General features: G+C 68.9%; 14 protein-coding genes. All 14 read right to left on the bottom strand.

What is annotated here, in order from left to right; genetic code table 11:
- Nucleotides 1-4 precede the first annotated feature (4 nt).
- Entirely contained in the window at nucleotides 5-601 is a 597-nt protein-coding gene (locus AC06E7_RS12110) for a nucleotidyltransferase family protein (RefSeq protein WP_478064948.1), read from the bottom strand.
- Nucleotides 601-1,632, bottom strand: a complete 1,032-nt coding sequence (locus tag AC06E7_RS12105) for an XdhC family protein (RefSeq protein ID WP_478064879.1) — start codon at nucleotides 1,630-1,632, stop codon at nucleotides 601-603. The genes AC06E7_RS12110 and AC06E7_RS12105 overlap by 1 nt, the downstream gene beginning before the upstream one ends.
- A complete protein-coding gene (gene paoC / locus AC06E7_RS12100; RefSeq protein ID WP_478064878.1) occupies nucleotides 1,629-3,827 on the bottom strand; it encodes an aldehyde oxidoreductase molybdenum-binding subunit PaoC in 2,199 nt (732 codons plus the stop codon). The genes AC06E7_RS12105 and paoC overlap by 4 nt, the downstream gene beginning before the upstream one ends.
- A 3-nt stretch (nucleotides 3,828-3,830) precedes the next feature.
- Complete coding sequence (locus AC06E7_RS12095) at nucleotides 3,831-4,781, bottom strand: FAD binding domain-containing protein (protein WP_095363963.1); 951 nt, start codon at nucleotides 4,779-4,781, stop codon at nucleotides 3,831-3,833.
- A complete protein-coding gene (gene paoA / locus AC06E7_RS12090; RefSeq protein ID WP_478064877.1) occupies nucleotides 4,778-5,422 on the bottom strand; it encodes an aldehyde dehydrogenase iron-sulfur subunit PaoA in 645 nt (214 codons plus the stop codon). The genes AC06E7_RS12095 and paoA overlap by 4 nt, the downstream gene beginning before the upstream one ends.
- 60 nt (nucleotides 5,423-5,482) lie before the next feature.
- Nucleotides 5,483-5,950 (bottom strand): molybdenum cofactor biosynthesis protein MoaE, encoded by a 468-nt coding sequence (locus AC06E7_RS12085; protein ID WP_184123439.1) that lies wholly within the window; start codon nucleotides 5,948-5,950, stop codon nucleotides 5,483-5,485.
- Nucleotides 5,947-6,189: a MoaD/ThiS family protein gene (locus AC06E7_RS12080; protein ID WP_068852256.1), complete on the bottom strand. Its 243-nt coding sequence runs from the start codon at nucleotides 6,187-6,189 to the stop codon at nucleotides 5,947-5,949. The genes AC06E7_RS12085 and AC06E7_RS12080 overlap by 4 nt, the downstream gene beginning before the upstream one ends.
- Complete coding sequence (locus tag AC06E7_RS12075; RefSeq protein ID WP_093535659.1) at nucleotides 6,189-6,779, bottom strand: NTP transferase domain-containing protein; 591 nt, start codon at nucleotides 6,777-6,779, stop codon at nucleotides 6,189-6,191. Before AC06E7_RS12075 ends, AC06E7_RS12080 begins: the two co-directional genes overlap by 1 nt.
- Nucleotides 6,776-7,264 (bottom strand): cyclic pyranopterin monophosphate synthase MoaC, encoded by a 489-nt coding sequence (gene moaC, locus AC06E7_RS12070; protein ID WP_478064876.1) that lies wholly within the window; start codon nucleotides 7,262-7,264, stop codon nucleotides 6,776-6,778. Before moaC ends, AC06E7_RS12075 begins: the two co-directional genes overlap by 4 nt.
- Complete coding sequence (gene moaA / locus AC06E7_RS12065; RefSeq protein WP_478064875.1) at nucleotides 7,264-8,289, bottom strand: GTP 3',8-cyclase MoaA; 1,026 nt, start codon at nucleotides 8,287-8,289, stop codon at nucleotides 7,264-7,266. Before moaA ends, moaC begins: the two co-directional genes overlap by 1 nt.
- A 1-nt stretch (nucleotide 8,290) precedes the next feature.
- Nucleotides 8,291-9,487 carry a molybdopterin molybdotransferase MoeA gene (locus AC06E7_RS12060; protein WP_478064874.1) on the bottom strand — a complete coding sequence of 399 codons (1,197 nt, stop codon included), beginning with the start codon at nucleotides 9,485-9,487 and terminating at the stop codon, nucleotides 8,291-8,293.
- A 63-nt stretch (nucleotides 9,488-9,550) separates the two neighbouring features.
- Nucleotides 9,551-11,827, bottom strand: coding sequence for a xanthine dehydrogenase family protein molybdopterin-binding subunit (locus AC06E7_RS12055; protein WP_478064873.1), 2,277 nt, complete (start codon nucleotides 11,825-11,827; stop codon nucleotides 9,551-9,553).
- Nucleotides 11,824-12,894 (bottom strand): FAD binding domain-containing protein, encoded by a 1,071-nt coding sequence (locus tag AC06E7_RS12050; RefSeq protein ID WP_478064872.1) that lies wholly within the window; start codon nucleotides 12,892-12,894, stop codon nucleotides 11,824-11,826. Before AC06E7_RS12050 ends, AC06E7_RS12055 begins: the two co-directional genes overlap by 4 nt.
- Entirely contained in the window at nucleotides 12,867-13,451 is a 585-nt protein-coding gene (locus AC06E7_RS12045) for a (2Fe-2S)-binding protein (protein ID WP_478064871.1), read from the bottom strand. Before AC06E7_RS12045 ends, AC06E7_RS12050 begins: the two co-directional genes overlap by 28 nt.
- Nucleotides 13,452-13,577 lie beyond the last annotated feature (126 nt).

Raw genomic sequence — 13,577 nt, 5'->3', positions numbered from 1 at the left:
GGCGTCAGTCGTCGATCAGGCCGAGTTCGTGCGCGGCGCGCAGATCGTCCGGGGTATCGATATCCAGCGCGAGGGCAGGGGCGTGCAGCACGCCGATCGTTCCGGGTTCGAGCGCGCGCAGCCGTGCGCGGAAGCCGCTGTCACCCTGGCCGTCGGCGAGATCGGCGAACCATGCGCCGGGCACCACCGCCGGCACGCCGAGCGTGCCCAGCAGCAGGGTGGCCGCGCAGCCTGAGGTTGACTGGCTGGCACTGTCCAGCAACGCCTGCAGATGCGCAGCCTCCAGCGCGGGCTGGTCGCAGGCGACCACAAGCACCCGTGCGGAGGCCTGGACCATCGGCGCAGCGACCACCAGGCTGCTGCCCATGCCGCGCTGCGCGTCGGGATTGAGCGCCTGCACGCATTCGAGGTCGGCCAGCGCATCGGTGAGCGGCCCAGACGCCTCGGCTAGCACCACCACCAGCACCGAAGGTACGGTGCCGGCTGCCAACCGGACCATGCGGTGCAGCAGGGTCTCGCCCTCGCGGCGCAGGAGCTGTTTAGGGCGGCCCAGCCGCGTGCTTGCGCCGGCGGCGAGCACCACGGCGGCATGGGCGTTCATCACGGCACTTCCGGCACGCCGTGCCGCCATGCCTGCAGCTGGGCGGCAATGCTCAGTGCAATGGCCTCCGGTCCCCGGCCACCCAGCCCCAGCCCGATCGGCGAACGCAGGCGAGGGGACAGCGCTGCCCGAGCTTCCGGGGGCAGCAGTTTGAACAGGTCGTCACGCCTTCGCCCCGGCCCCAGCAATCCGATGAAGGGAATCGAGGTAGCCGCCAGCGCGTCCAACGCTTCCCGGTCCAGCTCGAAATTGTGGTGCATCACCAGCACCGCATCCGGAAACGGCCCGTTGGTCCACCGCGTGCTGCAATCGGTGTACGAACCCGCGGTAGCACCCGACCGTTGGTCGGGTGGCACGACAGCAGCAAGCCGCCCCTGCCACCGCGGGCGCGGCTCACGCACCTCAACCCGCCATCCCAGGCCCACCAGCAGGGGCAGCAACGGCGCGGCCTCGGGGCCCGCGCCCAACACGACCACGCTCGGCGCACGCCGCCATTGCAGCCGCCACTCCCGGCGAGGCGCTTCCCAGTCGACCGGCGGACTGGCGAGGTCATGGGAAAGGCCCATGTCGCCACAACGCCATTGCAGCGTTCCGTCACCGTGCAGCCTGAGCTCCAGCGTCCCCTCTCCCCGCAGCCACGGATCAAGCACGCTGTGGATGCCGGCAAGCGACGCCAGCGGAATCAACACCACCCGTTGCCGCCCGCGGCAGCCCACCGCGTTGCCGGCAAACAACGCGTCATCGTCGCGGGTATCGATCTCCATCCATGCCAAGCTGTTCTCGTCCACGGCCTGCATGGCGCGGCGTTCAATCTCCGGCTCCAGGCAGCCACCGCTGAGCCAGCCGACGTGGCCGTGATCGGAAAACAGCACCACCGTGCCGGCGCGCGTATAGGTGGACCCTTCGGTTTCCAGCACCACCGCCAGCGCCGCGCGGCGACCCTCGCGCAGCGCATCGAGGGTCGCCTCGAACACGAGGCCGGGGTTACCGTCCTCGGCATCCAGCGGCGTACTGGCCAGGCCGGCACTCATCCCAGCGCGGGCAGCCCGGCCAGCAGTTTGTCCAGCGTGATCGGATATTCGCGCACGCGGGTGCCGGTGGCGTTGTAGATCGCATTGGCTACCGCCGCACTGACACCGCACAGGCCGAGCTCGCCCACGCCCTTGGCCTTCATCGGCGACGACACCGGGTCGGTCTCGTCCAGGAACACCACCTCCTGGTGGGGAATGTCGGCATGCACGGGCACTTCGTAGCCGGCCAGGTCGTGGTTGACGAAGAAGCCCAGCCGCGTGTCCACCGCCAGCTCTTCCGACAAGGCCGCGCCCACGCCCATGGTCATCGCGCCGATCACCTGGCTGCGCGCGGTTTTGGGGTTGAGGATGCGCCCGGCGGCGCACACCGCCAGCATGCGGCGGATCCGGCTTTCGCCGGTGGCGACATCCACGCCCACTTCGACGAAATGCGCGGCGAAGGTGGACTGCTGGAATTTCTCCTCCAGCTCGGCGAACTCGATGGTGTCTTCCACCACCAGCTCGCCGTCGGCTGCGGCCTTGCCCAGCGCGAAGCGCTTGCCGCCGGCGCTGACCTGGCCGTCGGCAAAGGTCGCGGTGGCCGGGTCCAATCCCAGTTTCGTCGCTACCGCCTCGCGCAGCTTGGTGCACGCCGCGAACACGCCGGCAGTGGAACTGTTGGCGCCCCATTGGCCGCCGGAACCCGCCGAGGCCGGGAAGCTGGAATCGCCCAGCTTCACCGTCACCCTCTCGATGGGCACGCCCAGCATCTCTGCGGCGGTCTGGCCCAGGATGGTGTAGCTGCCGGTGCCGATGTCGGTCATGTCGGTTTCCACCGTGACCTGGCCAGTGGCATCCAGGCGCACGCGCGCACCCGACTTCATCACCAGGTTGTTGCGGAAGCCGGCGGCCACGCCCATGCCCACCAGCCAGCGGCCATCGCGCTGCTGGCCGGGGCGCGCATTGCGCTTGTCCCATCCAAAGCGCTGCGCACCGTCGCGCAGGCACTGCACCAACTGGCGCTTGGAGAAGGGTCGTTCCGGATTGGCCGGGTCCACCTGGGTGTCATTGCGGATGCGGAACTCCACGGGATCAAGGCCCAGCTTCTCGGCCATTTCATCCATCGCGATCTCCAGCGCCATCAGCCCCGGGGTTTCGCCCGGCGCGCGCATGGCGTTGCCTTCGGGGAGGTCCAGGTGCGCCAGGCGCAACCCGGCCAGCCGGTTTGCGCCTGCATACATCAGCTTGGTCTGCTGGATCGCTTCTTCGGGGGAGCCGCCGGGCAGGTTGCCCGACCACGATTCGTGACCGATCGCGGTAAGCGTCCCCTGCGCGGTGGCGCCCAGCCGGATGCGCTGCAGCGTGGCGGGACGATGGGTGGTGTTGTTGGCGATCTGTGGGCGCGACAGCGCGACCTTGACCGGGCGCTTCGCTGCGCGCGCACCCAATGCCGCCAGCAGCACGTCCGAACGGACGAACAGTTTGCCGCCAAAGCCGCCGCCGATGTACGGCGAAACCAGGCGCACGTTCTCCTTCGGCAGTCCCAGGGTCTTGGCCAGGTCGGTCTTGCCCCAGTCGATCATCTGGTTGGAGGTCCACACCGTGAGCTTGTCGCCTTCCCACGCGGCAAGGGTGGCGTGCGGCTCCATCATCGCGTGCGACTGGTCGGGGGTGTGGTAGAGCGCGTCCAAGGTGACCGGTGCCTCGCCGAAGGCCTTCTCGAAATCGCCCACGCGCGCGTCCGGGTCGGTCTTCTGGAAGTTGGTGCCGGCCTTCTTCGCCGCGGCCAGGTCGTAAGCGCCCTTCTGCGTGGTGTAGCGGACCTTGACCAGGCCGGCCGCGGCACGCGCCTGTTCAAAGGTCTCGGCCACCACCAGCGCCAGCGCCTGGTGGTAATGCGAGATCTCCGGACCGCCCAGCAGCGCGGCGGTATTGCGTTGCGACTTCTGCAATGGCCCGGCGTTGTCGGCGGTGACGATGGCCAGCACCCCCGGGGAGCGGCGTGCGGCATCCAGTTCCATGCTGCTGACCCGGCCCTTGGCGATGCCGGCGGTGACCACGTAGCCGTATGCCGGCGCGGCCACCGCGTCGTGGCGTTCGTAGGCATACGGGGCATGGCCGGTGGTCTTGAGCGGACCGTCGATGCGGTTCAACGGCTGGCCGACCACCTTGAGCTGGTCGATCGGATTCTTTCCTGCAGGCGTGTCGAATTTCATGGCTTATCCCTTCGCCTCCAGCAGCACGGCGGCGAGCGTGCGTTCGGCCAGCTGCACCTTGAAGGCGTTCTGTGACGAGGGCGTCGCGCCTTTCAGCAGCGAGGCCATGACGGCAGCCGCACCCTGCGGCAGCAGCGCGTCGGCTTCCGGCGTGCGCCAGGGCTTGTAAGCCACCCCGCCCAGGGCGACCCGACCACTGCCGTCGCGCTGGACCACCGCGGCGACCGACACCAGCGCAAACGCGTACGAGGCGCGGTCGCGCACCTTGCGGTAGATGTGGGTCCCGCCAAGCGGAGCAGGCAGCACCGCAGCGGCGATCAATTCGCCCTTGTCGAGCACGGTTTCCACCTGCGGCGTGGTGCCGGGCGCGCGGTACAGGTCATTGAGCGGGATGCGCCGGCTGGAGCCGTCCGGGCGGATGGTTTCCACCACCGCGTCCAGCGCCATCATCGCCACCGCCATGTCGCTGGGATGGGTGGCGATGCAGGCCGGGCTGGCGCCAACCACCGCCAGCTGCCGGCTGATCCCGCCGATGGCGCCGCAGCCACTGCCCGGCAGGCGCTTGTTGCACGGCTGCGCGGTGTCGTAGAAATACGGGCAGCGGGTACGCTGCAGCAGGTTGCCGGCGGTGGTGGCCTTGTTGCGCAGCTGGCCGGAGGCCCCGGCGACCAGCGCGCGGGTGAGCAGGGCGTAGTCGCGACGGATGCGCGGGTCGGCCGCCAGGTCGGTGTTGCGTACCAATGCACCGACGCGCAGGCCGCCTTCGGCGGTGGCTTCGATGGTATCCAGCGACAACCCGTTGACGTCGATCAGGTGCGCGGGCGTTTCGATCTCCAGCTTCATCAGGTCCAGCAGGTTGGTGCCGCCGGCAATGAAGCGCGCGCCCTGCGTGCGGGCCGCCGCAGCGGCCGCTTCGGCCGGCGTAGTGGCACGTTCGTAAGTGAAGGCCCTCATGCGCGCGTTCCTCCGACGTCTTCGATCGCTTCGACGATGTTGGAATAGGCGCCGCAGCGGCAGATGTTGCCGCTCATGCGTTCGCGTATCTCATCGGCGCTGAGCGTGGCGCGGGCGCCGAGGTCATCGGTGACGTGGCTGGGAATGTTGTCGCGCACTTCCTGCAGCACCGCCACCGCCGAGCAGATCTGCCCGGGGGTGCAGTAGCCGCACTGGTAGCCATCGTGTTTGACGAACGCAGCCTGCATCGGGTGCAGTTTGTCCGGGGCGCCCAGCCCTTCGATGGTGGTGATCTTCGCGCCCGGATGCATCACCGCCAGGGTCAGGCAGGCATTGATGCGGCGGCCGTCCACCAGCACGGTGCAGGCACCGCACTGGCCGTGGTCGCAGCCTTTCTTGGTACCGGTCAGGTGGAGGTGCTCGCGCAGTGCATCGAGCAGGGTAACGCGGGTGTCCAGCTGCAGCGTGCGCAGCTTGCCGTTGACCTCGAAGGCCACCTCTGCGGTCACCGGTGCGCGTGCGCCGGCGGTTTTTCCCTGGGCTTCTGCGACCACGGTGGGGATGACCATGCTGGTGGCCGAGCCGGCGCCGAGTTTCAGCACGTCGCGGCGGGAAAGGGAAAGCTGGGGGGGCGTGCTCATGGGGTGGCTCCTCGTTGGCTGCTGCAGCCTGGCTCACGGGATCGGTACGATGATGATGGTTCAGGGGTGGTCGGCATGCGGTGAAGCGCCATGTGAATGGGGGTTGCCGCCGTGCGAGCAGACCACCCACTCGCTGTCGCCTTCCACGTACAGCTCTTTCTTCCAGACCGGCAGCCGGTGCTTGATCGCATCGATGATGTAGCGGCATGCACCGAAGGCGGCGTCGCGGTGGGGCGAGGAAACGCCGACCCACACGGCCAGCTCGCCTACCGCCAGGCGTCCGCTGCGGTGGACCCCGATCGCATCGATATCGCCGAAGCGCTCGCGGGCTTCGGCCAGGATGGTCTCGCCCTCGCTCTGCGCCAGGGCGGTGTACACCTCGTATTCCAGGCCTTCCACATCGCGGCCGTCGTTGCGGTTGCGCACCCAGCCTTCGAACGCACAGAACGCGCCGTGCGCGGGATTCTGCAGGGCCGAACGCAGCGCCGGCACGTCCAGCCCCACCGCGCTTACCGAGAACCCGCTCATCCGCCGTTGACCGGAGGGATGAACACCACGGTGTCGCCGTCCTGCAGCGGGTGGTCCCAGCCACAGAAGCGCTCGTTCACGGCCACCCTGAGCGTGGACGCCGGCAGGGTGAAGCCGTGCCTGGCCTGCAGCTGCGCGTAGAGCGTGCCCAGCGAATCGGCGTCGGTCTCCACGCGTTCGGCGCCCCTGTTGGCCTGTTCGCGCAGTTGCGCGAAGTAATTGAGTTCGACCTGGGGCATCAGCTGGTTTCCAGTTGTTGGCGTGCCTGCAGCAGCTCGCCGGGGGTGTTGACGTTGTCCAGGGCACTGCCAGGCGAGGGCAGCGCGTGGATCTGCAACTGCAGCAGCGCTTTGCGCGGGCAGTAGTTCCCCGCGTCGAAGCGCTCGCGCAGCAGCGGCGCGGAGGACGGTTCCCAGATCGCACAGAGCGGCTCGGGCAGGTCGTCGTGGCGGCTGACGAACGCCGTGGCGTCCTTCGCGGGCTGCCGTGCCGCCACCAGCGCGCGCAGCGTGCGCGCATCCAGCAGGGGCAGGTCGCAGGCGATCACCAGCCATGCATGACCGGGGAACGCCTGCTGCGCCGAGAGGATGCCAGCGACGGGACCCACGCTGTCGACGCTGTCCAGCAGGGTGGGCAGGCTGCCGCGCAGCGTTTCGCCACGCTGGTCCGGGCGAAGCGAGACGAAGGCCTGCACCACCTCGACATGCCTGAGCAGGGCCCAGGCACGCAGCAGCTGTGGCTGTCCGGCATAGTCGAGCAGTGCCTTGTCGGCCTGCATGCGGCGGCTGGCACCGCCGGTCAGCAGCAGGGCAGACAGCGGTGCGTTCATGACGGGTACGCCAGGTCGGACTTGCCGCCGCGTTTGGCCACCAGCCGCACCTGCTCGATCACGATGGCATGCGACAGTGCCTTGCACATGTCATACAGCGTGAGCGCGGCAATGCTGGCCCCGGTCAGGGCCTCCATCTCGACACCGGTGGTGCCGTGGCAGGCCACCGTGCAGTCGATCACCGCGCTGTCGCCCTCCATGTCGATGGTGATATCGCAGTGCTGCAGGGCAAGCGGGTGGCACAGCGGAATCAACTGCGAGGTGACCTTGGCGCCCATCACCCCGGCAATGTGGGCCACGGTCAGCACCGCGCCCTTGGGCAGCACGAAGCCGGCCTCGCGCAGCTGGGTGGCGACCTCGGGCGGGAAGCGCACCCGGGCCTGGGCGTGTGCCACGCGGTCGGTGGCGGTCTTGCCGCCCACATCGACCATGCGCGGCCGTGCATCGGCGTCCAGGTGCGAGAGCAGGGTAGGGTTGGGTTCCATCATCCACCTATGTAGTGCATTTCGATGCGGCGTCCGGGCGTTGACGCCGGGCGGCCGCGCAGTTCGCTGTAGCGGTCGTTGCGGGCCGACCACACCCCCGCCAGCACCGCGCGCAGGGCGGCGTCGTCCGCGCTGGCGCGCAGCAGGCCGCGCAGGTCGGTGCCACGGGTGGCAAACAGGCAGGTGTAGAGCTGGCCTTCGGAGGAAAGGCGCGCCCGCGTGCAGTCGCCACAGAAGGGCGTGGAGATGGACGAGATCAGGCCGATTTCACCGCCCCCATCAACGAAACGGTAGCGGGTGGCGACTTCGCCCGGATGGCGGGGCGGCAACGCCAGCAGTGGCCAGCGGGCGTGGATGCGCGCGTGCAGTTCCTGCGAGCTGACCACGCTGTCCACTGACCAGGCGGTGCGGTTGCCCACGTCCATGAACTCGATGAAGCGCAGCACCACGCTGCTGCCGCGGAAGCGTTCGACCAGCGCCAGCGCGCCGGCGTCGTTGAGCCCGCGCTGCAGCACGGCGTTGATCTTGACCCCGTCACGGAAGCCAGCGGCGCAGGCCGCGTCGATCCCGCGCAGCACGGCGTCCACGTCGCCACGCCCGCCGCTGATCTGGCGGAACAGCGCGGGATCCAGCGTGTCCAGGCTGACCGTGACCCGGTCCAGGCCCGCATCCGCCAATGCCTGCGATTGCCGGTCGAGCAGCACGCCGTTGGTGGTCAGGGCGATATCGTCGATGCCGTCGATGCGGCGCAGGCGCCAGATCAGGTCGGGCAACTGCGGGCGAAGCAGCGGTTCGCCGCCGGTCAGGCGCAGCTTGCTCACCCCCAGCGAAGCGGCCTGGCGGCACACCCGCTCGATCTCGTCGAAGCTCAGCCGCGCCTCCGGCGGCAGGAAGGCATAGTCCTCGCCATAGGTCGCCGCCGGCATGCAGTAAGTGCAGCGGAAATTGCAGCGGTCCATGACCGAGATGCGCAGGTCGCGCAGGGGGCGGTTGCGGCGATCCAGGAGGGGTGCGTGGATGCTCATCTCACCACCGGTGCAGCCGCAATGGCTGGCCTGCCTGGCCCGCGCTGCCGGCAATCAGCTCCAGCACGCCGGCGGTGCCGGCCAACGCCGTGAAGTCACCGGAGTTGCGCGAGGCCACGGGCTCGGCCACCGCATTGCCGGCGCCATCGTCACGCAGATGGACCGGAATGAACTGGGCCAGGGCAAAGGCGGGCAGGGCAGTGGCCAGGGACACCTGCTCCGGTGCAGCGGGCGCAGCGCCCATGCCCGCCAGCAACGCCGGGCGCACGTAGCGGATCAGGCAGACCAGCGACGAAACCGGATTGCCCGGCAGCGCGAAGACCCGCTGTCCTTGCGGCCCCACGCCGAACCACATGGGCTTGCCCGGCCGTTGTGCGATGCCGTGGAAGTGGCAACGCACGCCCAGCGCCTCCAGCGTGCCGGGCAGGTAGTCGCGCTGTCCCATGGAAACGCCGCCAGACAGCACCAGCGTGTCGTGCGACGCCAGCAGCCGGCCCAGCGCCTCGGCAAGCAGGTCGGGATCGTCTGCGAGGTGGTGCAGGGAGGCGCGGCCCAGGCCGGCCGCCTGCAGCGCGGCCATCAAGGCCAGGTCGTTGGAACGACGGATGCGTCCGGGCGGCAGCGCTGCGTCCACGTCCACCAGTTCATCGCCGGTCGCGACGATGGCCACCTTCGGCAACCGCGCCACGGTGACCCGGGCCACGCCGTTGGCCGCCAGCAGTGCCACCTGTGGCGGTCCTATGGGGATGCCCGGCGCCAGCACCGGCGTGCCGGCAGCGCAATCGCTGCCACGGCGGTGGATGAACTGGCCGGCGACCGGCACGGCAGTGGCGCGCAGCGCATAGCCGCCAGCGGTGCGCTCCAGCTGTTCGATCGGCACGATGCAGTCGCACCCCTCGGGCAGGACGGCGCCGGTGGAAACCTCGATGCAGCTGCCGGCGTCTTCCAGTACCTGGCCGTGCATGCCGGCCATCTGCGCACCGGCAACCCGGAGCATGGCGGGCATCACCGGCTGCCAGCGCGTGGCCACGCCATCCATCATGACCCGGTCGAACGGCGGCTGCGCGCCTTCAGCTACCACCGGCTGTGCCAGCACGCGGCCGACCGCATCGGGCAGGGCGATCTGTTCCGTGACAACGTCGGGGGTGCTGGAACGAAGCACGGCATCGGCTTCCTCTACGCTGATCAACGGCCTCATCAGTGCGTGCGGGTGGCTTGGGATGGCCCAGTCTGGCGATTCCGGCGTGATCGCCATTTCACGTCAGCGCATCACCTTGTCCGGGGTGATCGGGGTGCTGCGGATGCGCTTGCCGGTGGCGTGGAAAATCGCATTGCTGATCGCGGCCGATACCCCCACCAGGCCGATTTCGCCAACGCCCTTTGCCCCCAGGCTGCTGACCACGCGGTCATCCTCCTCGACGAACAGCACGTCCACTTCGTGGATGTCGGCGTTGACCGACACGTGGTACTGGGCGAAATCGCGGTTCATGAAGCGGCCGAACCGATGGTCGGCCTCGGTGTGCTCGTGAAGGGCCGCGCCGATGCCCCAGACCACGCCGCCGATGATCTGGCTGCGAGCCGTGGTCGGGTTGAGGATGCGCCCGGCGGCAATGGCACTGACCACCCGCATCACCCGTACGGTGCCCAGGTCTTCGTCGACCCGCACTTCCACGAACACCGCACTGTGGGTGGCGCGGGTAAACTTACGTTGTTCCAGCAGGTTGGGCAGCAGCAGGTAGCTGGCCTCGATGCTGGCGCGCCCAGCGCCGGCCAGCAGGGTGGTCAGCGGCACCGCGCTGGCCGGGTCGTCGCGCAGCGCCAGGCTGCCATCGCGGAACACCACATCCTCCAGGCGGGCGCGCGCGAACGCGGTTCCCGGCGCCAGCCGCGCCAGGGCCAGCAACCGGCGGCGTAGTTTGGTGCACGCGCCTTCCACCGCCGAGCCGACGGTGCTTACGTGCGACGAGCCCCCTTCGATTGGGGCCACCGGCAGCGTCGAATCGCCCAGCTGGAAACTGACCTGTTCCAGCGGAAGTCCGAGCGCTTCGGCGGCGATCATGCTCATCACGGTGTAAGTACCGGTGCCGATGTCGCTGGCGGCGCTGCTTACCACCAGCCGTCCGTCGGCGTGCAGCACGGCGCGCGCGCGGGCGAACATCTGCATGGCATCCCATTGGCCGGTGGCCATGCCCCAGCCGACCCACTCATTGCCTTCGCGGCGCGAACGCGGCTGCTGCGGGCGGTCGGCCCAGCCGAAGCGGGCTGCACCCTGCTCATAGCATTCACGCAGCGCCTTGCTCGAATAGGGCTTGCCGTCGGCCGGGTTGACCTCGGCATAGTTCTTCAGGCGCAGTGCCAGCGGGTCCATGCCGAGGCCTGCAGCAAGCTCGTCCATCGCCACTTCCAGTGCATGTACGCCGTGTGCGGCACCGGGTGCGCGCATGTCGATCGGGGTGTACTGGTCCAGGTCCACCACTTTGTAGCCCAGGTGCACGTTGTCGCAGGTGTACAACTGGCCGCTCCAGTTCACCACGACTTCCACGTAATCCTCGATGCGCGAGGTTTCGCCCACGGCTTCGTGCCAGATCGAGTGCAGGGTGCCGTCGGCGTCCGCGCCCAGCTTCACCCGTTGCACGGTCTCGGCGCGGTGGCCGAAGGTGAACATCTGCTGCCGGGTCAGCACCACCCGCACCGATCTCTCCAGCGCCAGCGAGCCCATCACGGCCAGCGGCAGCTGATACTGCGGGCGTAGCCCCGCCCCGAAAGCGCCACCCACATACGGGTTGCGCACTGTCACTTTCCGCTTGGGCAGGCCGAACACATGCGATACGTACCACCGGCTGTTCTGCGACCCCTGGGTCTTGTCGTAGATGGTCAAGTGCCCGTCGTCGCCGCGGATCACCGTGCTGGCGAAAAGCTCCATCGGGTTGTGGTGTTCCACGCCATGGTAGAAATCGGCGGTGACCTGGAAGGGCGCCTGCGTGAATGCGTCGTCGGGCTGGCCCTTGTCCTTGGGCGGGGCCGAAAAGCCTGCCTTCAGCTTCTTCGGCGGGCGTGCCCTGGCCATGGCGGCCAACAGGTTGGTGTCGTGCTCGTCGACCTCGTAGTGCACTTCCACGCGTTCGGCAGCCTCGCGGGCGGCTTCAAACGTCTCTGCCAGTACCAGCGCGACCGGCTGGCCGCTGTACAGCACGGTGGCGTCGTACAGCGGGCGGAACGGGCTGCCAGCCGGTGCGGTCATGTCCTTGTAGAACAGACCTGCGCTGCGCATCCGCGGGCGGTTGTCGTGGGTGAGGATGCGCAGCACGCCGGGGACCGCCTCGGCGGCATCCAGGCTGAAGCCCAGGATGCGCCCCTTCGCGATGGTGCTGTTGACCGCCACTCCGTATACCAGGTCCGGTGCAGGCCACTCGGCGGCATAGCGCGCCTGGCCGGTGACCTTCGCACGCCCGTCGATGCGCGGCGTACCGGTGCCGGTCGGCACGTGTCCGGTGCCCGCCGGGGCCACCGGCGGATGGAGCGGGTTGGGAAGATTCATGCCGGCGTCTCCGGTTGGGGGCGCGAGCTGCCCTGGTTGTCGACGGTGCCGTGTGCGGCGGTTTCGAGCGCGCGGATCACCGTGCGCCGGGCCAGCGGGATCTTGAAGGCGTTCTGGCCCTGCGACACCGCGCCCTGCACAAGTGCCTCGGCGGCGGCAGCGAAGGCTTCGGGTCCAGGTCTTGCGCCTTCCAGTACCGCTTCGGCGGCAGCCACCCGCCACGGTTTGTGCGCCACGCTGCCCAGTACCAGGCGCGCCGCGCTGATGGTGCCATCCGGCGCGATATCCAGTGCGGCCGCGACCGAGACCAGCGCGAAGGCGTAGGACAGGCGCTCGCGAACCTTCAGATACGCGCTGTGGGCGGCGAAGCGCGTAGCCGGTGGCAGCTCGATGCGCAGGATCAGTTCATCCGCGGCGAGCGAGGTGTCGACGTCGGGCGTGTCCCCCGGCAGGCGATGGAAATCGGCGAACGGAATCTCGCGCTCGCCGCGCACGCTGGCTACGTGCACCACTGCGTCCAGAGCGGCCAGCGCCACGCACATGTCAGACGGATGGGTGGCGATGCAGTGCTCGCTCGCGCCCAGGATGGCGTGGTGGCGGGTCAATCCGCCGATGGCGGAGCAGCCGCTGCCCGGCTCGCGCTTGTTGCAGGGCGTGGCCCGGTCATAGAAGTACGTGCAGCGCGTGCGCTGCAGCAGGTTGCCACCGTTGCTGGCCATGTTGCGGATCTGCGGCGATGCCGCTGCAAGCATGGCGGCCGACAGCAACGGGTAGTCGCGCTCGACCAGCGGGTGCCAGGCCGTGTCGGCGTTGCGCGCCGTCGCGCCCAGGCGCAGGCCGCCGTCATCGCGTGCTTCGATTCGATCCAGCGGCAGCCGGTTCACGTCGACCAGTGCGCCCGGGGTGACCAGCTGCAGCTTCATCAGATCCAGCAGGTTGGTGCCGCCTGCGATGGGCCGGGTATCGTTGCTACCGAGGGAGCCGGCCAAGGCCTGCAGGGCGTATGCGATCGAATCGGGTCGCTGGTAGGTGGCGGGAATCATGCGGGCACCGTGCCCGGAACCCATTCAGACGCCGGGGATCCGGCCGCCAGTGGTTGTTCGCTTTCCAGGACGGACATCACCGCGTCGGTGATCTGCGGGTAGGCGCCGCAGCGGCAGACGTTGCCGCTCATCAGCTCGCGCACCTGGTCGCGGCTGCACGCCTTGCCTTCGTTTATCAAGCCCTGCGCCGAGCAGATCTGCCCCGGCGTGCAGTACCCGCATTGCAGCGCGTCGCAGGCGATGAAGGCCTGTTGCAGCGGATGCAGGTCGTCGCCGTCGGCGAGACCTTCGATGGTCTGCACCTGTGCGCCATCCTGCATCACCGCCAGGGTCAGGCAGCTGTTGATTCGCCGCCCATCCACCAGCACGGTGCACGCGCCACACTGCCCGTGGTCGCAGCCCTTCTTGGTGCCGGTCAGCTGAAGGCGTTCACGCAACAGGTCAAGCAGGCTTACCGAGGATTCGACCTGAAGCGCATGCGGGGCCCCATTGATGGTCAGGCTGAGCGGGTACAGCACGCGCGGTCGGGGGGCAGGGCGTGGGGGAGTGGCGGCAAGCAGGGGGGCGACAGACTCGCTCATGGCAGTTCCGGCTGGGGCGATGCGTCCCACCGTGCGCCATGCCGCGTCCAACGGGGGTGGAGGCGCAGTGCAGTACACGCGAAGATGCAGTTGGCTGCCCTCACGTAGATTTACTGAGCCTTCCAC

It is taken from the genome of Stenotrophomonas sp. Steno-Z4 (genome assembly GCF_056393145.1).
Note: the sequence above shows the minus strand (reverse complement) of the source record. Positions and strands in the feature narration are given on the sequence as shown.